The following is a 19,086-nucleotide window of genomic DNA, read 5'->3' as shown; positions in this document are numbered from 1 at the left end:
AATTAACTCCTAGCCTAAAGGGGCTGAATCAGCCTTGTTTTTTGGTAACGGTTTCGACGATGTGCGACGGAGCCGTATTGTATTTTTTGAATTCCATAGAGTAGCTTGCGCGACCTTGGGACATGGAACGAACGTCGGTCGCATAACCGAACATCTCGCCCAACGGAACCTCGGCACGAATTACTTTACCGGAAACCGTATCTTCCATACCCAGGATCATGCCGCGACGACGGTTAAGGTCGCCCATCACGTCACCCATATAGTCTTCAGGTGTAACAACCTCTACTGCCATGATCGGCTCAAGCAACTCACCACCGCCCTTCTGGGCCAGTTGCTTGGTCGCCATGGAAGCAGCCACCTTAAACGCCATCTCGTTGGAGTCGACGTCATGGTAGGAACCATCAAACACGGTAGCCTTCAGGCCGATCAGCGGATAGCCGGCAACAACGCCGTTCTTCATCTGCTCTTCGATACCCTTCTGGATAGCCGGGATGTATTCCTTAGGAACCACACCACCCACTACTTCGTTCAGGAATTGCAGACCTTCCTGACCTTCGTCAGCAGGAGCAAAACGAATCCAGCAATGACCGAACTGGCCACGACCGCCGGACTGACGAACGAACTTACCTTCGATTTCGCAACTCTTCGTGATGCGCTCACGGTACGAAACCTGAGGCTTACCGATGTTGGCTTCGACGTTGAACTCACGGCGCATCCGGTCAACCAGGATGTCCAGGTGCAACTCGCCCATGCCGGAGATGATCGTTTGACCAGTCTCTTCATCAGTTTTGACGCGGAAAGATGGATCTTCCTGAGCAAGCTTGCCCAGAGCGATACCCATTTTTTCCTGGTCGTCCTTGGTCTTAGGCTCTACGGCAACCGAAATAACCGGCTCCGGGAAGTCCATGCGAACCAGGATGATTGGCTTGTCAGCGTTGCACAAAGTCTCACCAGTGGTGACGTCCTTCATGCCGATCAAGGCCGCGATGTCACCAGCGCGCACTTCCTTGATTTCTTCACGGGCGTTTGCGTGCATTTGCACCATACGACCCACACGCTCTTTCTTGCCTTTAACCGAGTTGATCACGCCGTCGCCGGAGGCCAACACGCCCGAGTAAACTCGAACAAAGGTCAAGGTACCCACGAATGGGTCGGTAGCGATCTTGAACGCCAGAGCCGAGAACGGCTCGCTGTCGTCTGCGTGACGCTCCATTTCCTTGGTCTCGTCATCCGGGTCAGTACCCTTGATGGCAGGAATGTCGGTAGGAGCAGGCAGGTAGTCGATAACGGCGTCGAGAACCAGGGGAACACCCTTGTTCTTGAAGGAAGAACCGCAAACAGCCAGAACGATCTCACCAGCGATAGTACGCTGACGCAGAGCGGCCTTGATTTCCGCGTTGGTGAGCTCTTCACCTTCGAGGTACTTGTTCATCAGCTCTTCGCTGGCTTCGGCCGCAGCTTCAATCATGTTGCCGCGCCATTCGTTAGCCAGTTCCTGCAGTTCAGCAGGGATAGGCTTACGAACTGGAACCATGCCTTTGTCGGAGTCATTCCAGTAAACAGCTTCCATAGCCATCAGATCGATCTGACCCTGGAAGTTGTCTTCGGAACCGATAGCCAACTGGATTGGCACCGGAGTGTGACCCAGACGCTGCTTGATCTGACCGATCACGCGCAGGAAGTTCGCACCAGCACGGTCCATCTTGTTTACGTAAACAAGACGTGGAACGCCGTACTTGTTGGCCTGACGCCATACGGTTTCCGACTGAGGCTCAACGCCCGAGGTACCGCAGAACACAACAACCGCGCCGTCGAGAACACGCAGGGAACGTTCAACTTCAATAGTGAAGTCAACGTGGCCCGGGGTGTCGATGACGTTGAAGCGGTATTGGTCTTTATGCTGCTTCTCGGAACCCTGCCAGAAGGCGGTAATAGCAGCAGAAGTAATGGTAATACCACGCTCCTGCTCCTGCACCATCCAGTCTGTGGTCGCGGCGCCGTCATGCACCTCGCCCATTTTGTGACTTTTGCCGGTGTAAAAAAGGACGCGCTCGGTGGTGGTGGTTTTACCAGCATCCACGTGAGCAACGATACCGATGTTACGGTAGCGATTAATCGGTGTTGTACGAGCCATAAAGCCCTCGCAAAATTAGTGACGCTAAAATTAGAAGCGGTAGTGCGAGAAAGCCTTGTTGGCTTCAGCCATACGGTGCACGTCTTCACGCTTCTTAACTGCAGCACCTTTACCTTCGGCAGCGTCCAACAGTTCGCCAGCCAAACGCAGAGCCATAGACTTCTCGCCGCGCTTGCGGGCGAAGTCTACCAACCAGCGCATTGCCAGAGCGTTACGACGGGACGGACGAACTTCAACCGGAACCTGGTAAGTAGCACCGCCTACACGGCGCGACTTTACTTCGACCAGCGGAGCGATGGCGTCGAGAGCTTTCTCGAAGATTTCCAGGGGGTCGCTGTTCTTGCGTTCTTTAACCTTTTCCAGCGCGCCATAAACTATACGCTCGGCAACGGCTTTCTTGCCGCTTTCCATCACGTGGTTCATGAACTTGGCCAGGATTTGGCTTCCGTATTTTGGATCGTCAAGCACTTCGCGCTTGGCTGCTACGCGTCTTCTTGGCATGGATAAGCCCTCAAACGGTCTTCAGGTTCGCTCGGAATCGGTGCCCTTTCGGGACGCCTCCGACCTTACTCTTATCGACTCAGAAAAATAGAAAATCAGTTTTTACAAAAAGCCGCTACTACTTAGGCTTCTTGGTACCGTACTTCGAACGACCCTGGTTACGACCTTTAACGCCGGAAGTATCCAAAGAACCGCGTACGGTGTGGTAACGAACACCTGGCAAGTCTTTTACACGACCGCCGCGGATCAGTACCACGCTGTGCTCTTGCAGGTTGTGGCCTTCACCGCCGATGTACGAGGAAACCTCGAAACCGTTGGTCAGACGCACACGGCATACTTTACGCAGTGCCGAGTTAGGTTTTTTCGGCGTGGTGGTATACACACGGGTGCATACGCCACGACGTTGCGGGCAGTTCTGCAGCGCAGGCACGTCGGATTTCTCGACGATACGCTTACGCGGCTGACGTACCAGCTGGTTGATAGTTGCCATCTACTAGCTCCACTGTTGTCTTGCGACGCTATTGTCTTGCAAGAAAAGCAAAATGGCAGGAACGAATTCCCGCCAAATTTAGGGGTACAAGAGTCTAAAGAGGATCTTGTCCCCAGTCAAGGCAAGGCCCCGAACTCCCCGCTCATCCAACCTCGACAAATTGTCGCGATTCGATGAACGGAATGATCAGGGCCTCACACTCATTTACCGCAGAACTCAGTTACCGCTCGAGTTCAGCGCTTCGGTCAGTGCAGCTTCCACTTCACTGGCGCTTACGCGCAACGGTTTGTCAGCATCACGGCGACGCTTGCGCTCGCTGTGATAAGCCAGACCGGTACCGGCCGGGATCAAACGACCCACGACCACGTTTTCTTTCAGGCCGCGCAGGTAATCGCGCTTGCCGGTTACCGCCGCTTCGGTCAGTACACGAGTGGTTTCCTGGAAGGAAGCCGCCGAGATGAACGATTCGGTGGACAACGACGCCTTGGTGATACCCAGCAACACACGAGTGAACTTGGAAACGAATTTCTCGTCGCCAGCCAGACGCTCGTTCTCTACCAGAACGTGAGTCAACTCCATCTGGTCGCCCTTGATGAAAGTCGAGTCGCCGGATTCAGCGATTTCAACCTTACGCAACATCTGACGCAGGATGGTCTCGATGTGCTTGTCGTTGATCTTCACGCCTTGCAGACGATAAACGTCCTGGATCTCGTTCACGATGTACTTGGCCAGCGCACTCACACCCAGCAGACGCAGGATGTCGTGTGGATCGCTCGGGCCGTCGGAGATAACTTCGCCGCGGTTTACCTGTTCGCCTTCGAAGACGTTCAGGTGACGCCACTTCGGAATCAGCTCTTCGTACGGATCGGTGCCGTCGTTCGGAGTGATAACCAGACGGCGCTTGCCTTTGGTCTCTTTACCGAACGCGATGGTGCCGCTGACTTCAGCCAAAATCGAGGCTTCTTTCGGACGACGTGCTTCGAACAAGTCGGCAACACGTGGCAGACCACCGGTGATGTCACGGGTCTTCGAAGTTTCTTGCGGGATACGAGCGATAACATCACCGATCGCAATCTTCGCGCCATCCGCTACACCAACCAGGGCGTTAGCAGGCAGGAAGTACTGAGCAATTACGTCAGTACCCGGCAGCAAGAGATCCTTGCCGTTGTCATCAACCATCTTCACAGCAGGACGGATATCTTTACCGGCAGCTGGACGGTCTTTGGCGTCGAGTACTTCAATGTTGGTCATACCGGTCAATTCGTCAGTCTGACGCTTGATCGTGATGCCTTCTTCCATGCCCACGTAGGTCACGGTACCTTTCATTTCGGTAACGATTGGGTGAGTGTGCGGATCCCACTTGGCCACGATTGCGCCAGCGTCGACCTTGTCACCTTCTTTAACCGAAATCACAGCACCGTACGGCAGCTTGTAACGCTCACGCTCACGACCGAAGTCATCAGCGATTGCCAGCTCACCCGAACGAGACACCGCAACCAGGCAACCATCCACTCGCTCAACGTGCTTCAGGTTATGCAGACGGACGGTACCGCCATTCTTCACCTGAACGCTGTCGGCTGCGGAGGTCCGGCTTGCCGCACCACCGATGTGGAACGTACGCATGGTCAGCTGGGTACCCGGCTCACCGATGGACTGGGCAGCGATTACGCCGACCGCTTCACCGATGTTCACCTGGTGACCACGAGCCAAGTCACGGCCGTAGCACTTGGCGCAAATACCGTAGCGGGTTTCGCAGCTGATCGGCGAACGCACGATCACTTCGTCGATGCTGTTCAGCTCGATGAACTCGACCCACTTCTCGTCTACCAGAGTACCGGCAGGAACGATGATTTCTTCGGTACCTGGCTTGAACACGTCACGAGCAATGACACGACCCAATACGCGCTCACCCAACGGCTCAACAACGTCACCGCCTTCAATGTGCGGAGTCATTACCAGGCCATGTTCGGTGCCGCAATCGATCTCGGTCACAACCAGATCCTGCGCCACGTCTACCAGACGACGAGTCAGGTAACCGGAGTTCGCAGTTTTCAACGCGGTATCCGCCAAACCTTTACGAGCACCGTGAGTGGAGATGAAGTACTGAAGTACGCTCAAACCTTCACGGAAGTTCGCAGTAATCGGCGTTTCGATGATGGAACCGTCCGGCTTGGCCATCAGGCCACGCATACCGGCGAGCTGACGGATCTGCGCAGCAGAACCCCGTGCGCCCGAGTCGGCCATCATGTACATCGAGTTGAAGGACTCCTGGTCGACTTCGACGCCATGACGGTCGATGACTTTCTCTTTCGAGAGGTTGGCCATCATTGCCTTGGAAACTTCGTCGTTCGCCTTGGACCAAAGGTCGATCACTTTGTTGTACTTCTCGCCCTGGGTTACCAGGCCGGAGGCGTACTGACTTTCGATCTCTTTCACTTCATCAGTAGCAGCATTGATGATGCGGGCTTTTTCATCAGGGATAACGAAGTCGTTAACACCGATGGAAACGCCGGAAATGGTCGAATAGGCAAAACCGGTGTACATCAACTGGTCAGCGAAGATCACGGTCTCTTTCAAACCAACCACGCGGTAGCACTGGTTGATCAGCTTGGAGATCGCCTTTTTCTTCATCGGCTGGTTGACGACGTCGTACGACAGGCCAGGTGGAACAACCTGGAACAACAGCGCACGGCCGACAGTGGTGTCGACGATACGGGTGTTCTTGACGCTGCCACCATCACGATCGTTGACGGTTTCGTTGATCCGCACTTTAACCTTGGCGTGCAGTGCGGCTTCGCCGGCACGGAACACACGGTCAACTTCTTGCAGATCCGCGAACACACGACCTTCGCCTTTGGCGTTGATCGCTTCACGAGTCATGTAGTACAGACCCAATACAACGTCCTGCGACGGAACGATGATTGGCTCACCGTTGGCTGGCGACAGAATGTTGTTGGTCGACATCATCAACGCACGCGCTTCCAACTGGGCTTCCAGTGTCAGCGGTACGTGCACGGCCATTTGGTCGCCGTCGAAGTCGGCGTTGTACGCAGCACAGACCAGAGGGTGCAGCTGGATAGCCTTACCTTCGATCAGTACCGGTTCAAACGCCTGGATACCCAGACGGTGAAGGGTCGGTGCACGGTTGAGGAGAACCGGGTGTTCACGGATCACTTCAGCGAGAACGTCCCAAACCTCTGGCAGTTCGCGCTCAACCATTTTCTTGGCGGCTTTGATGGTGGTCGCGAGACCACGCATTTCCAGCTTGCCGAAAATGAACGGCTTGAACAGCTCGAGAGCCATCTTCTTCGGCAGACCGCACTGGTGCAGACGCAGGGTCGGACCTACGGTAATTACCGAACGACCGGAGTAGTCAACACGCTTACCGAGCAAGTTCTGACGGAAACGACCTTGCTTACCCTTGATCATGTCAGCCAGGGATTTCAGAGGACGCTTGTTGGAACCGGTGATAGCGCGGCCACGACGACCGTTGTCGAGCAGTGCGTCGACGGCTTCCTGCAACATACGCTTTTCGTTGCGCACGATGATGTCCGGAGCGGACAGATCAAGCAGGCGCTTCAAGCGGTTGTTACGGTTGATCACTCGACGATACAGATCGTTGAGGTCGGAAGTCGCGAAGCGACCGCCATCCAGCGGGACCAGTGGACGCAGATCTGGCGGCAGAACCGGCAGAACGGTCAGCACCATCCATTCTGGAAGGTTGCCGGAACCCTGGAAGGCTTCCATCAACTTCAGACGCTTGGACAGCTTCTTGATTTTGGTTTCGGAGTTGGTTTGCGGAATTTCTTCACGCAGACGACCAATCTCGTGTTCCAGGTCGATAGCGTGCAGCAGTTCGCGGACAGCTTCGGCACCCATACGGGCATCGAAATCGTCGCCGAACTCTTCCAGCGCTTCGAAGTACTGCTCGTCATTGAGCAGCTGACCTTTTTCAAGGGTGGTCATGCCTGGATCGATAACGACATAGCTCTCGAAGTAGAGAACGCGTTCGATATCACGCAGGGTCATGTCCATCAGCAAGCCGATACGCGACGGCAGCGATTTCAGGAACCAGATGTGGGCAACTGGCGAGGCCAGCTCGATGTGCGCCATGCGCTCACGACGAACTTTAGCCAGCGCGACTTCAACGCCGCACTTCTCGCAGATCACACCACGGTGCTTCAAGCGCTTGTACTTACCGCACAGGCACTCGTAATCCTTTACCGGGCCAAAGATCTTGGCGCAGAACAGGCCGTCACGTTCTGGTTTGAACGTACGGTAGTTAATGGTTTCCGGCTTTTTAACTTCGCCGAACGACCACGAACGGATCATCTCAGGCGATGCCAATCCAATACGGATGGCATCGAACTCTTCGACTTGACCCTGGTTTTTCAGCAAATTCAGTAGGTCTTTCAAGGCCTTTCCTCCTGGCGGAGCAGAGAGCGGGCAATCCTGCCCCGCTCTCGATTCGCGTCACGTGTTATTCGGTTTCCAGATCGATATCGATGCCGAGGGAACGAATTTCCTTGATCAACACGTTGAAGGACTCGGGCATGCCCGGCTCCATACGGTGATCGCCATCCACGATGTTTTTGTACATCTTGGTACGGCCGTTCACATCGTCCGACTTCACTGTGAGCATTTCTTGCAGAGTGTAAGCAGCACCGTATGCTTCCAGTGCCCAGACCTCCATCTCCCCGAAACGCTGACCACCGAACTGCGCCTTACCACCCAGCGGCTGCTGGGTAACCAGGCTGTACGAACCGGTAGAACGAGCGTGCATCTTGTCGTCTACCAAGTGGTTCAGCTTCAGCATGTACATGTAGCCAACAGTAACCGGGCGCTCGAACTTGTTGCCGGTACGGCCATCAGTCAGCTGCATCTGGCCGCTTTCCGGCAGGTCTGCCAGTTTCAGCATGGCCTTGATTTCGCTTTCCTTCGCGCCGTCGAACACTGGAGTGGCCATTGGAACACCGCCACGCAGGTTCTTCGCCAGATCCAGGATTTCCTGGTCGGAGAAGCTATCCAGATCTTCGTTACGACCGCCGATCTGGTTGTAGATCTCGTCGAGGAATTTACGAAGTTCAGCCACTTTGCGCTGCTCTTCGATCATCCGGTTGATCTTCTCGCCCAGACCTTTAGCCGCGAGGCCGAGGTGGGTTTCAAGGATCTGACCAACGTTCATACGCGAAGGTACGCCCAACGGGTTGAGGACGACGTCGACCGGGGTGCCATTGGCATCGTGCGGCATGTCTTCAACCGGCATGATCACGGAGACCACACCTTTGTTACCGTGACGACCGGCCATCTTGTCGCCCGGCTGGATGCGGCGACGGATTGCCAGGTAAACCTTGACGATTTTCAGCACGCCTGGAGCCAGGTCATCGCCCTGCTGCAGTTTGCGCTTCTTGTCTTCGAACTTGTCGTCCAGCAGACGGCGGCGATCAACGATGTAGGCCTGGGCCTTCTCGAGTTGCTCGTTCAGAGCATCTTCAGCCATGCGCAGTTTGAACCACTGACCATGCTCAAGACCGTCGAGAACTTCGTCGGTGATGTCCTGACCTTTCTTCAGACCGGCGCCGCCTTCGGCTTTGTGGCCGACCAGAGCGGAACGCAGACGTTCGAAAGTTGCGCCTTCAACGATACGGAACTCTTCGTTCAGGTCCTTGCGGATCTCGTCGAGTTGAGTCTTCTCGATCGACAGAGCACGAGCATCACGCTCAACGCCGTCGCGAGTGAAGACCTGTACGTCGATGACGGTACCCTTGGTGCCGGTAGGCACACGCAGGGAGGTGTCTTTAACGTCGCTGGCTTTTTCACCGAAGATGGCACGCAGCAGTTTTTCTTCCGGAGTCAGCTGGGTCTCGCCTTTCGGAGTGACCTTACCTACCAGAATGTCGCCTGCGCCTACTTCAGCACCTACATAAACGATACCGGCTTCGTCCAGCTTGTTCAGTGCAGCTTCACCCACGTTCGGGATGTCTGCAGTGATTTCCTCTGGCCCAAGCTTGGTGTCACGCGCCACACAGGTCAGTTCCTGAATGTGGATCGTGGTGAAACGATCTTCCTGAACCACACGCTCGGACAGGCAGATGGAGTCTTCGAAGTTGAAGCCGTTCCATGCCATGAACGCGATGCGCATGTTCTGACCCAGAGCCAGCTCACCCATATCGGTGGACGGACCGTCGGCCATGATGTCGCTGCGCTGAACCCGATCACCTTTACGCACCAGCGGACGCTGGTTGATGCAGGTGTTCTGGTTGGAGCGGGTGTACTTGGTCAGGTTGTAGATGTCGACACCAGCTTCACCGGTTTCAACTTCGTCATCTGCAACACGTACCACAATACGGCTGGCGTCGACGGAATCGATAACGCCACCACGACGAGCCACGACGCAAACGCCGGAGTCACGGGCTACGTTACGCTCCATGCCGGTACCGACCAGCGGCTTGTCAGCGCGCAGGGTTGGTACAGCTTGACGCTGCATGTTCGAACCCATCAACGCACGGTTGGCGTCGTCGTGCTCGAGGAACGGGATCAGCGACGCTGCAACCGAAACTACCTGCTTCGGCGATACGTCCATCAAGGTCACGTCTTCCGGCGCCTTGACGGTGAACTCGTTCAAGTGACGAACAGCTACCAGCTCGTCGATCAGGACTTTCTTGTCGTTCATCGTGGCCGAAGCCTGAGCGATCACGTGATCAGCTTCTTCGATAGCGGACAGGAATACGATCTCGTCGGTGACCAGAGCGTCTTTCACCACACGGTACGGGCTCTCGAGGAAACCGTACTGGTTGGTGCGCGCATAGGCAGCCAGGGAGTTGATCAGACCGATGTTCGGACCTTCCGGCGTTTCAATCGGACATACACGACCGTAGTGAGTCGGGTGTACGTCACGAACTTCAAAGCCAGCACGCTCACGAGTCAAACCGCCAGGGCCGAGTGCAGACACACGACGCTTGTGGGTGATCTCGGACAGCGGGTTGTTCTGGTCCATGAACTGGGAAAGCTGGCTGGAGCCGAAGAACTCTTTCACCGCCGCAGCCACTGGCTTGGCGTTGATCAGGTCTTGCGGCATCAGGCCTTCGCTTTCAGCCATCGACAGACGCTCTTTGACCGCACGCTCAACACGTACCAGGCCAACGCGGAACTGGTTCTCGGCCATTTCGCCTACGCAGCGAACACGACGGTTACCCAGGTGGTCGATGTCATCGACGATGCCTTTGCCGTTACGGATGTCGACCAGAGTCTTCAGAACCGCGACGATGTCTTCTTTGCACAACACGCCCGAACCTTCGATCTCGGTACGACCGATACGACGGTTGAACTTCATCCGGCCGACCGCAGACAGGTCATAGCGCTCAGGGCTGAAGAACAGGTTGTTGAACAGAGTCTCGGCAGCGTCTTTGGTTGGCGGCTCGCCTGGACGCATCATGCGATAGATCTCGACCAGCGCTTCCAATTGGTTGCTGGTGGAGTCGATCTTCAGGGTGTCGGAGACGAACGGACCGCAGTCGATATCGTTGGTGTACAGAGTTTCGATACGAACAACCTGGGCCTTGGCGATTTTCGCCAGGATCTCGGTGTTCAGCTCGGTGTTGCACTCTGCCAGGATTTCGCCGGTTGCCGGATGCACGATGGCCTTGGCGGTAGTGCGACCCAGGACGTAGTCCAGAGGCACTTCCAGGGTCTTGAGACCGGCTTTTTCGATCTGGTTGATGTGGCGCGCAGTAATACGGCGACCAGCCTCAACGATGACCTTGCCCTTCTCGTCCTGAATATCAAGTACAGCGATTTCACCACGCAGACGCGAAGCAATCAGTTCCAGACTGAGGGTTTCGCCGCTCAGGTGGAAAACGTTGGTGGTGTAGAACGCGTCGAGCACTTCTTCAGTGGTATAGCCGAGCGCGCGCAGCAGTACCGATGCAGGCAGCTTGCGACGACGGTCGATACGCACGAATACGCAGTCTTTCGGGTCGAACTCGAAGTCCAGCCACGAACCGCGGTAAGGAATGATGCGCGCGGAGTACAGCAGTTTGCCGGAGCTGTGCGTCTTGCCACGGTCGTGGTCGAAGAACACGCCCGGGGAACGGTGCAGCTGGGAAACGATTACACGCTCGGTACCGTTGATTACGAAGGTACCGTTCTCAGTCATCAGGGGGATTTCACCCATGTAGACTTCTTGCTCTTTAATGTCCTTGATCGCTTTGTTCGACGATTCTTTGTCGAAAATGATCAGGCGCACTTTTACCCGCAAAGGTACGGCGTAAGTTACACCGCGCAATACGCATTCTTTGACATCAAATGCCGGTTCGCCCAGGCGATAACCGACGTACTCCAGCGCAGCATTGCCGGAGTAGCTGATGATCGGGAAAACGGATTTGAAGGCCGCATGCAGGCCCACGTCGCGGAACTGATCTTTAGTCGCTCCCGCTTGCAAGAATTCACGATACGAATCCAGCTGGATGGCCAGGAGGTACGGCACATCCATGACGTCCGGCAACTTGCTAAAGTCCTTGCGGATACGTTTTTTCTCAGTATATGAGTAAGCCATCAGCGTTCCCCAGCTTGGTCACCTGCTTGTTTGGCCCCTCCCGACGGGAGCAGCCAGAAAATCGTGCAAACCCCATGGTTTGCGCCACCGCATCGGGTGGTTACAGCTCGCTACCAGCACCGACCCAGTCGGCTGCCAATAACGGAAAAAGGCCGGTGGCAAGAGCCACCAGCCATCAGCCTTTCGCTTTACGCTCGGGCTGGAGGAGCAAAGTCGATGCTTACTTCAGCTCGACTTTAGCGCCTGCTTCTTCCAGAGTAGCTTTGGCTTTGTCACCGGCATCTTTCGAAACGGCTTCCAGAACCATGGCAGGAGCGCCGTCAACTACAGCCTTGGCTTCTTTCAGGCCCAGACCGGTCAGTTCACGTACTGCCTTGATCACGTTAACTTTCTTCTCGCCAGCTTCCAGCAGCATGACGTTGAATTCGGTTTGCTCTTCAACAACGGCAGCAGCAGCAGCTGGACCAGCCGATGCAGCAGCAGCGGAAACGCCGAATTTTTCTTCGAAAGCTTTGATCAGCTCAACAACCTGCAGAACCGACATTTCAGCTACGGCGTTGAGGATATCTTCTTGGGAGATAGACATTACTGTATTTCCTGAATTGGGGGACGGCCTACGCGGCCATCGAAATAAACAAAAATACGCGAGAGGAGATGCTCAGCCTTAGGCTGCGGCAGCTTCTTTTTGCTCGCGAACTGCAGCCAGAATACGAGCCAGCTTGCTGGTAGCGCCTTGAATCACGCTCATCAGCTGCGAAATAGCTTCGTCACGGGTCGGCAGTGTTGCCAGTACGTCGATTTGGTTAGCTGCGAGGAACTTGCCCTCGAACGCAGCTGCCTTGATCTCGAACTTATCCTGACTCTTGGCGAATTCCTTGAACAAACGGGCAGCAGCGCCTGGATGATCCTTGGAGAACGCGATCAGAGTCGGGCCGGTGAACACGTCGTTGAGGACACTGTATTCAGTGTCAGCAACAGCGCGCTTGAGCAGGGTGTTACGTACAACACGTACGTATACGCCAGCTTCACGAGCCTCTTTACGGAGTCCGGTCATTGCGCCTACTGTCACACCGCGGGCATCAGCCACAACAGCGGACAGGGCAACTTTGGCAGCCTCGTTGACTTCAGCGACGATGGCCTTCTTGTCTTCGAGATTAATTGCCACGGGTTTAACTCCTGCTTGTTACCGTTTCATCTGGCCTGAGCCGGATGTCGTTTTGGTGTCTGATTCGGTAAGGAACCGGGAGCACCATCTGCGTAGGCTTGAGGTTTAAGACTTGCGTCGCCTACGGTCTTGGATAGCCCCCGCCAGGCAGGGACCCCAATCTTTCAACTGGCGCAATTGCTTGCGCCAATCTGTGTCTTACGCGTCGAGCGAGCCTTGGTCGATGACCAGACCTGGACCCATGGTGGTGCTCAGGGTAACGCGCTTGACGTAAATACCTTTCGAGGAAGCTGGCTTGATACGCTTCAGATCAGCGATCAGGGCTTCAACGTTTTCCTTCAGCTTGACGGCATCAAAGCCGACTTTGCCAACGGAGGTGTGAATGATGCCGTTTTTGTCGGTGCGATAACGAACCTGACCAGCCTTGGCGTTTTTAACCGCGGTAGCTACGTCTGGAGTTACGGTGCCGACTTTAGGGTTAGGCATCAGGCCGCGAGGACCCAGAATCTGACCCAACTGACCCACAACGCGCATGGCATCCGGGGATGCGATAACGACGTCATAGTTCAGGTCGCCGCCTTTCATTTCGGCAGCCAGATCGTCCATACCTACACGGTCAGCGCCGGCAGCCAGAGCGGCCTCAGCAGCTGGACCCTGGGTGAACACAGCAACGCGAACGGTCTTGCCAGTGCCGTGTGGCAGCACAGTAGCACTACGAACAACCTGGTCGGATTTACGCGGGTCAACACCCAGGTTCACAGCAACGTCGAACGACTCGCTGAACTTGACAGTCGACAGCTCAGCCAGCAGAGCAGCAGCATCTACAAAGTTGTAGGACTTGCCTGCTTCGATTTTGCCGGCGATAGCCTTTTGACGCTTGGTCAACTTAGCCATTACACACCCTCCACGTTAAGGCCCATGCTACGAGCAGAACCGGCGATAGTACGCACGGCCGCATCCATATCAGCTGCAGTCAGATCCGCGTTTTTGGTTTTCGCGATTTCTTCCAGCTGAGCACGAGTCACGGTGCCAACCTTAACGGTGTTCGGGCGAGCGGAACCGCTAGTCAGACCAGCAGCCTTCTTCAGCAGAACCGAAGCAGGCGTAGACTTGGTTTCGAAAGTGAAGCTACGGTCGCTATAAACAGTGATGATCACTGGAGTCGGCAGACCTGGTTCAATACCCTGAGTACGGGCGTTGAAAGCCTTGCAGAATTCCATGATGTTCACGCCGTGCTGACCCAAAGCAGGACCAACAGGTGGGCTTGGGTTAGCCTGAGCGGCCTTCACTTGCAGCTTGATGTAAGCGGTAATTTTCTTGGCCATGAGGCACTCCAATTACGGGTTCGAACGCCTCGAAAGGCTCCCCGGTTACTTGCGCGTTTATCCCAGTGACGACAAAACCCCACAGCCTAGGGCTGCGGGGTTGGGATGCTTGCTCAGCTAGACCTTTTCGACCTGACTGAACTCTAACTCTACCGGAGTAGAGCGACCGAAAATGAGCACTGCCACTTGGATCCGGCTCTTTTCGTAGTTAACTTCTTCAACCGTGCCAGTAAAATCGGCAAACGGTCCGTCATTGACGCGTACCGACTCACCCGGCTCGAACAATGTCTTCGGCTTCGGCTTGTCGCTACCATCAGCAACGCGACGCAGAATTGCTTCTGCTTCTTTATCAGTGATTGGCGCAGGCTTATCAGCAGTACCGCCGATGAAACCCATCACCCGAGGAGTATCCTTGACCAAGTGCCAAGTACCCTCATTCATGTCCATCTGAACCAGCACATAACCTGGGAAGAATTTGCGCTCGCTTTTGCGTTTCTGGCCATTACGCATTTCAACCACTTCTTCAGTGGGAACCAGAATCTCGCCAAAGCCATCTTCCATGCCAGCCAGCTTTACGCGCTCTACTAACGAGCGCATGACATGCTTCTCGTAACCGGAGTAAGCATGCACAACGTACCAACGCTTAGCCACGGGACACCCTTAGCCGACAATCAAAGAAACAAGCCAGCCGAGCAGGGAATCAAGCCCCCACAACAGCAACGCCATAACCAGAACGACAGCCACAACAATAAGCGTGGTCTGCGTGGTTTCTTGGCGAGTTGGCCATACGACTTTACGAATTTCGGTGCGAGCTTCCTTAACCAGTACAAAGAAAGACTTGCCCTTGACTGTCTGCAGGCCTACAAAGGCAGCTACAGCAGCAATGGCGAGCAATGCGAGTACGCGATACAGGATCGGCGAAGCAGAGTAATACTGATTACCAACAACGCCAACAACCACCAAAGCGACTACCACAAGCCACTTGAGCAGATCGAAGCGAGAGCCTTGAACTTCAGCTTTAGGAGTCATCTATGAAGATCCTGTGAAAAGAAAGCCAGACACACCAAGTGAATCTGGCAGGTCAGGAGGGAATCGAACCCCCAACCTACGGTTTTGGAGACCGTCGCTCTGCCAATTGAGCTACTGACCTAAAACAAAATCAGGCCGACCATTATGCCGGCCCGAAAAAGACATTACAACAATTTACTCAGCAGCTTTGACTTCAGCACCAAAACCACCCGCTCGATCGCCCTGCAAAAAAACAACAAGGCGCGACCGCAACCATTAAAACAAAGGCAGATATTTTCATATCTGCCTTGTTATATGGAGCTCTTGAGCGGATTTGAACCGCTGACCTCACCCTTACCAAGGGTGTGCTCTACCAACTGAGCTACAAGAGCGTAACACTGTGCAAAATCTGCAAACTTGGAGCGGGTAGCGGGAATCGAACCCGCATCATCAGCTTGGAAGGCTGAGGTTCTACCACTAAACTATACCCGCGAGGCTTGCAGCTCTCGCTAAAAATGGTGGAGGGGGAAGGATTCGAACCTTCGAAGTCGTAGACGTCAGATTTACAGTCTGATCCCTTTGGCCGCTCGGGAACCCCTCCTAAGCGAGCCGGCATTCTATATCATGCCAGCCTTCTGTCAAGCATTTTCTCATTAAAAACCTGAGGTTAGCTGCGTTGACCTCGCTTCACGCTGCTTACCGTTAAAGGTCTTCACTGCGAAGCGGGCGCCATTCTATGCAAACTATTCGGCGGGTGCAACCCCCTCGCAGGGCATTATTTTATGTTTTAACTCATTGAATTCTTTGGAAAGGTTTTGTAGCTGCAAGTCTTCCAGTAAACGCCGGCTTTCGGGCGCTATCCGCACCCAATAACCGACAGAGTCAGCGGAGTCTTTCGGCAAGGATTGAAACTTCACATCCATACCAGCCAAACGCTTCTCTGCAATCTGGGCAGTTTCCTGGCGAGCAAAACCTCCCAAATAGAGGCAACCGCTGTCTATTACAGCCGATTTGGCCTTCTCGCGCGTCGTATCATTCGCCTCACTCAACAATCGAATGTCCTGCTGCGCTCCCCTGTACAAGCTCAAAGGCGTCACGTCCTTCGCACGCAACGGAGCCTCTTGTTGATGCCAGATGTAATAGAAGACATTTAGTACGAGCAGCAGCAAAAACAACCAACGCATAGAAACCTCAGGACAAGGGACACGCCATAGCCAACCCTACAAACACCAGATCCGGAACCACCTTGGCCTCAGGCACAATCTCGGAGACCAGCCCCGCATCTCCACCCGTGAGAAACACAGAATAATTCTCACCCCAATAACGTCTTGCCAGCTCCAACTGAGTCAGGACAAACCCTCTCAGCATCAATGAGCATCCCCTCTCGACCGCCTCGACGGTCGTACGACCAGGAACGAGACGTTCCAGCGCGCGCTCGGCGGCAAGATCACCATAGCGAATACGGCGCGTATGTGTACGGAGCTGGTTACGCATCAATGGCATCCCCGGACAGATAAATCCTCCGAGATGCCCGCCATCCCCATCTATGAAGTCAGCAGTAACAGCCGTGCCAAAATCGAGCACAAGACATGGCCCAGAGGCCAAATGGAAGCCACCAAGCATTGCAAGCCAGCGATCCAGCCCCAGTCGCTCGAAATCCTCGTAACCGTTGCGCACCCCCGCCATCTCTCTAGCCGGCGCGGCGCACATCACGGAAACACCAAAAGCGCTTTCCAGCAGCGATATCAAGGCTTCGGTTTCTTCTGCAGTTCTCACGCTGACCAGTCGGCAATGGGCGAGAGAAAGCCCCTCAAGCCCCTTCAGTCCTTCGAGCAATGCAAGATCGGAGTCGACAATACCTTCGCCAATCACCTTTCTGACATCTGCACCGAGCACACGCCACTTAATAAAACTGTTACCGCAGTCAAGCTCAAGAATCATCACGCAACCTCAGACTGAGCTCGCCACCACTAAAGACTTTTTCCACACCATCCACCTTCAGACGCAGAGCACCCCGACTGTCGATACCCAGCACCTCACCATCTATCCGGTTCACGCCGGCAATTAATGACACCGCCCGGCCCTGCCAAATATGACCTTGCTCCCACTCAGCATGAATCGCTGAAAAACCGTCCTGCTGATGGCGATTTAAATATGCCCGGAGCATCACCCCTAACTCTGCAACCAGGTGATTGCGATCGAACACCTTGCCTGTCTCAAGCCGCATGGATGTCCACTGCTGATCAACCTCATCGGTCATCTGCATATTCACATTAATTCCGACACCCAACACCACATGACACACATCAGCAGGATCACCCACCAACTCGAGCAATACTCCGGCGATTTTTTTCTGACCAACCAAAACATCGTTAGGCCATTTCAGCCCTGCACCTGAAACGCCAAGCGCCCGCAGCGTCTGCATTACAGCAAGCCCGACAACGAGACTCAAACCTTCCAGCTGCCGCATTCCACCCTCAATGCGCAATACCAGGCTGTAGTAGATGTTTTCCGCGAAAGGACTTGCCCACTTGCGCCCGCGCCTACCCCGGCCTGCGGTCTGTCTCTCGGCAAGCACTAAAAATGGAGCAGTCTGGCCACGCTCAACAGCACGCAACGCCTCAGCGTTGGTGGAGTCAACTGAATCGAGGATGAGTATTGGCCAATCGCATACGGCCGCCTGCGCTTTTATATCGGCCGAATCGAGCAATGTCAGTGGCGCAGCCAACTGATACCCGCGGCCACGGACCTTATGGATAGATAATCCAAGCTCAGCTTCTAAATGCTGAAGCTGCTTCCAGACGGCACTGCGACTGACACCCAAGGCAACGCCCAGGTCCTGACCCGAATGGAATCGGCCATCCTTAAGAAGCTTTAACAACGTCAGCATGCAAGTCTCGCCTCAGAATGAGGTCCGCATGATATCCATGCCCTGAGCCGTTGCATAGAAACCCTGGCGAACTGATTTTTTTGCGGACAAAACAAAACCCCTACCTGCATACGCAGATAGGGGTTTCGGAATTTAATCTTGACGATGACCTACTCTCACATGGGGAAACCCCACACTACCATCGGCGATGCATCGTTTCACTGCTGAGTTCGGGATGGGATCAGGTGGTTCCAATGCTCTATGGTCGTCAAGAAATTCGGTAGCCAGGTCGTGCTCTCTTGCGAGGTCACGCTCCAGCGAATGGGTATGTGATAGTTTTCGGTGTTTTGCGAGTCTTCTCGAACTTTCGGTTCGTTTCGTCTTCACACACCGCAATCTGGTGCTCTTTCGCTTTTCAGCTCGAAGCAAGCAAATTGCTTGGGTGTTATATGGTCAAGCCTCACGGGCAATTAGTATTGGTTAGCTCAACGCCTCACAGCGCTTACACACCCAACCTATCAACGTCGTAGTCTTCGACGGCCCTTCAGGGGACTCAAGGTCCCAGTGAGATCTCATCTTGAGGCTAGTTTCCCGCTTAGATGCTTTCAGCGGTTATCTATTCCGAACATAGCTACCCGGCAATGCCACTGGCGTGACAACCGGAACACCAGAGGTTCGTCCACTCCGGTCCTCTCGTACTAGGAGCAGCCCCTCTCAAATCTCAAACGTCCACGGCAGATAGGGACCGAACTGTCTCACGACGTTCTAAACCCAGCTCGCGTACCACTTTAAATGGCGAACAGCCATACCCTTGGGACCGGCTTCAGCCCCAGGATGTGATGAGCCGACATCGAGGTGCCAAACACCGCCGTCGATATGAACTCTTGGGCGGTATCAGCCTGTTATCCCCGGAGTACCTTTTATCCGTTGAGCGATGGCCCTTCCATACAGAACCACCGGATCACTAAGACCTACTTTCGTACCTGCTCGACGTGTCTGTCTCGCAGTCAAGCGCGCTTTTGCCTTTATACTCTACGACC

The 19,086-nt window shown here is 54.7% G+C and carries 14 protein-coding genes, 4 tRNA genes and 2 rRNA genes (1 of these 20 cut by a window edge); all 20 read right to left on the bottom strand.

Going from position 1 to position 19,086, the window contains the following annotated elements; genetic code table 11:
- Nucleotides 1–28: 28 nt before the first annotated feature.
- Nucleotides 29–2,134: an elongation factor G gene (gene fusA / locus BLQ41_RS07990; protein ID WP_090179220.1), complete on the bottom strand. Its 2,106-nt coding sequence runs from the start codon at nucleotides 2,132–2,134 to the stop codon at nucleotides 29–31.
- Nucleotides 2,135–2,164: 30 nt separating this feature from the next.
- A complete protein-coding gene (rpsG, locus tag BLQ41_RS07985) occupies nucleotides 2,165–2,635 on the bottom strand; it encodes a 30S ribosomal protein S7 (RefSeq protein ID WP_002555493.1) in 471 nt (156 codons plus the stop codon).
- A 118-nt stretch (nucleotides 2,636–2,753) separates the two neighbouring features.
- On the bottom strand, nucleotides 2,754–3,125 hold the full coding sequence (rpsL, locus tag BLQ41_RS07980; RefSeq protein ID WP_002555494.1) for a 30S ribosomal protein S12: 372 nt from the start codon (nucleotides 3,123–3,125) through the stop codon (nucleotides 2,754–2,756).
- Between the two features lie 216 nt (nucleotides 3,126–3,341).
- Nucleotides 3,342–7,541 carry a DNA-directed RNA polymerase subunit beta' gene (gene rpoC / locus BLQ41_RS07975; RefSeq protein ID WP_008145492.1) on the bottom strand — a complete coding sequence of 1,400 codons (4,200 nt, stop codon included), beginning with the start codon at nucleotides 7,539–7,541 and terminating at the stop codon, nucleotides 3,342–3,344.
- Nucleotides 7,542–7,605: 64 nt separating this feature from the next.
- Complete coding sequence (gene rpoB / locus BLQ41_RS07970; RefSeq protein ID WP_010467260.1) at nucleotides 7,606–11,679, bottom strand: DNA-directed RNA polymerase subunit beta; 4,074 nt, start codon at nucleotides 11,677–11,679, stop codon at nucleotides 7,606–7,608.
- 220 nt (nucleotides 11,680–11,899) lie between these two features.
- Nucleotides 11,900–12,265 (bottom strand): 50S ribosomal protein L7/L12, encoded by a 366-nt coding sequence (gene rplL / locus BLQ41_RS07965; protein ID WP_007946140.1) that lies wholly within the window; start codon nucleotides 12,263–12,265, stop codon nucleotides 11,900–11,902.
- Nucleotides 12,266–12,343: 78 nt separating this feature from the next.
- The gene (rplJ, locus tag BLQ41_RS07960; protein WP_007946141.1) at nucleotides 12,344–12,844 is read right to left on the bottom strand and encodes a 50S ribosomal protein L10; all 501 of its coding nucleotides are present in this window, start codon (nucleotides 12,842–12,844) and stop codon (nucleotides 12,344–12,346) included.
- Nucleotides 12,845–13,042: 198 nt separating this feature from the next.
- The gene (rplA, locus tag BLQ41_RS07955; RefSeq protein ID WP_007896626.1) at nucleotides 13,043–13,738 is read right to left on the bottom strand and encodes a 50S ribosomal protein L1; all 696 of its coding nucleotides are present in this window, start codon (nucleotides 13,736–13,738) and stop codon (nucleotides 13,043–13,045) included.
- Nucleotides 13,738–14,169 carry a 50S ribosomal protein L11 gene (gene rplK, locus BLQ41_RS07950; RefSeq protein WP_003210097.1) on the bottom strand — a complete coding sequence of 144 codons (432 nt, stop codon included), beginning with the start codon at nucleotides 14,167–14,169 and terminating at the stop codon, nucleotides 13,738–13,740. Before rplK ends, rplA begins: the two co-directional genes overlap by 1 nt.
- 117 nt (nucleotides 14,170–14,286) lie before the next feature.
- Nucleotides 14,287–14,820, bottom strand: coding sequence for a transcription termination/antitermination protein NusG (gene nusG / locus BLQ41_RS07945; protein WP_007896622.1), 534 nt, complete (start codon nucleotides 14,818–14,820; stop codon nucleotides 14,287–14,289).
- A gap of 9 nt (nucleotides 14,821–14,829) precedes the next feature.
- Nucleotides 14,830–15,198, bottom strand: a complete 369-nt coding sequence (gene secE / locus BLQ41_RS07940) for a preprotein translocase subunit SecE (RefSeq protein ID WP_090179217.1) — start codon at nucleotides 15,196–15,198, stop codon at nucleotides 14,830–14,832.
- A 45-nt stretch (nucleotides 15,199–15,243) separates the two neighbouring features.
- A tRNA-Trp gene (locus BLQ41_RS07935) sits at nucleotides 15,244–15,319 on the bottom strand.
- A 174-nt stretch (nucleotides 15,320–15,493) separates the two neighbouring features.
- A tRNA-Thr gene (locus tag BLQ41_RS07930) sits at nucleotides 15,494–15,569 on the bottom strand.
- 26 nt (nucleotides 15,570–15,595) lie between these two features.
- A tRNA-Gly gene (locus BLQ41_RS07925) sits at nucleotides 15,596–15,669 on the bottom strand.
- Nucleotides 15,670–15,693: 24 nt separating this feature from the next.
- Nucleotides 15,694–15,778, bottom strand: a tRNA-Tyr gene (locus tag BLQ41_RS07920).
- Between the two features lie 142 nt (nucleotides 15,779–15,920).
- A complete protein-coding gene (locus tag BLQ41_RS07915; protein ID WP_090179215.1) occupies nucleotides 15,921–16,361 on the bottom strand; it encodes a hypothetical protein in 441 nt (146 codons plus the stop codon).
- Between the two features lie 7 nt (nucleotides 16,362–16,368).
- On the bottom strand, nucleotides 16,369–17,118 hold the full coding sequence (locus BLQ41_RS07910; protein ID WP_090179212.1) for a pantothenate kinase: 750 nt from the start codon (nucleotides 17,116–17,118) through the stop codon (nucleotides 16,369–16,371).
- The gene (gene birA, locus BLQ41_RS07905; RefSeq protein ID WP_090179209.1) at nucleotides 17,108–18,067 is read right to left on the bottom strand and encodes a bifunctional biotin--[acetyl-CoA-carboxylase] ligase/biotin operon repressor BirA; all 960 of its coding nucleotides are present in this window, start codon (nucleotides 18,065–18,067) and stop codon (nucleotides 17,108–17,110) included. Before birA ends, BLQ41_RS07910 begins: the two co-directional genes overlap by 11 nt.
- A 136-nt stretch (nucleotides 18,068–18,203) precedes the next feature.
- Nucleotides 18,204–18,319: ribosomal RNA gene (gene rrf / locus BLQ41_RS07900) — 5S ribosomal RNA — on the bottom strand.
- Nucleotides 18,320–18,495: 176 nt separating this feature from the next.
- Nucleotides 18,496–19,086, bottom strand: a 23S ribosomal RNA gene (locus BLQ41_RS07895); it runs 2,301 nt beyond the window's last position.

Origin of the sequence: Pseudomonas arsenicoxydans (assembly GCF_900103875.1) — a bacterium.
GTDB lineage: Bacteria > Pseudomonadota > Gammaproteobacteria > Pseudomonadales > Pseudomonadaceae > Aquipseudomonas > Aquipseudomonas arsenicoxydans.
Note: the sequence above shows the minus strand (reverse complement) of the source record. Positions and strands in the feature narration are given on the sequence as shown.

Coding starts and splice junctions, on each gene's coding strand:
- fusA (WP_090179220.1), bottom strand. CDS start 2,134: ATGGCTCGTACAACACCGATTAATCGCTACCGTAACATCGGTATCGTT.
- rpsG (WP_002555493.1), bottom strand. CDS start 2,635: ATGCCAAGAAGACGCGTAGCAGCCAAGCGCGAAGTGCTTGACGATCCA.
- rpsL (WP_002555494.1), bottom strand. CDS start 3,125: ATGGCAACTATCAACCAGCTGGTACGTCAGCCGCGTAAGCGTATCGTC.
- rpoB (WP_010467260.1), bottom strand. CDS start 11,679: ATGGCTTACTCATATACTGAGAAAAAACGTATCCGCAAGGACTTTAGC.
- rplL (WP_007946140.1), bottom strand. CDS start 12,265: ATGTCTATCTCCCAAGAAGATATCCTCAACGCCGTAGCTGAAATGTCG.
- rplA (WP_007896626.1), bottom strand. CDS start 13,738: ATGGCTAAGTTGACCAAGCGTCAAAAGGCTATCGCCGGCAAAATCGAA.
- rplK (WP_003210097.1), bottom strand. CDS start 14,169: ATGGCCAAGAAAATTACCGCTTACATCAAGCTGCAAGTGAAGGCCGCT.
- secE (WP_090179217.1), bottom strand. CDS start 15,198: ATGACTCCTAAAGCTGAAGTTCAAGGCTCTCGCTTCGATCTGCTCAAG.
- BLQ41_RS07915 (WP_090179215.1), bottom strand. CDS start 16,361: ATGCGTTGGTTGTTTTTGCTGCTGCTCGTACTAAATGTCTTCTATTAC.
- BLQ41_RS07910 (WP_090179212.1), bottom strand. CDS start 17,118: ATGATTCTTGAGCTTGACTGCGGTAACAGTTTTATTAAGTGGCGTGTG.
- birA (WP_090179209.1), bottom strand. CDS start 18,067: ATGCTGACGTTGTTAAAGCTTCTTAAGGATGGCCGATTCCATTCGGGT.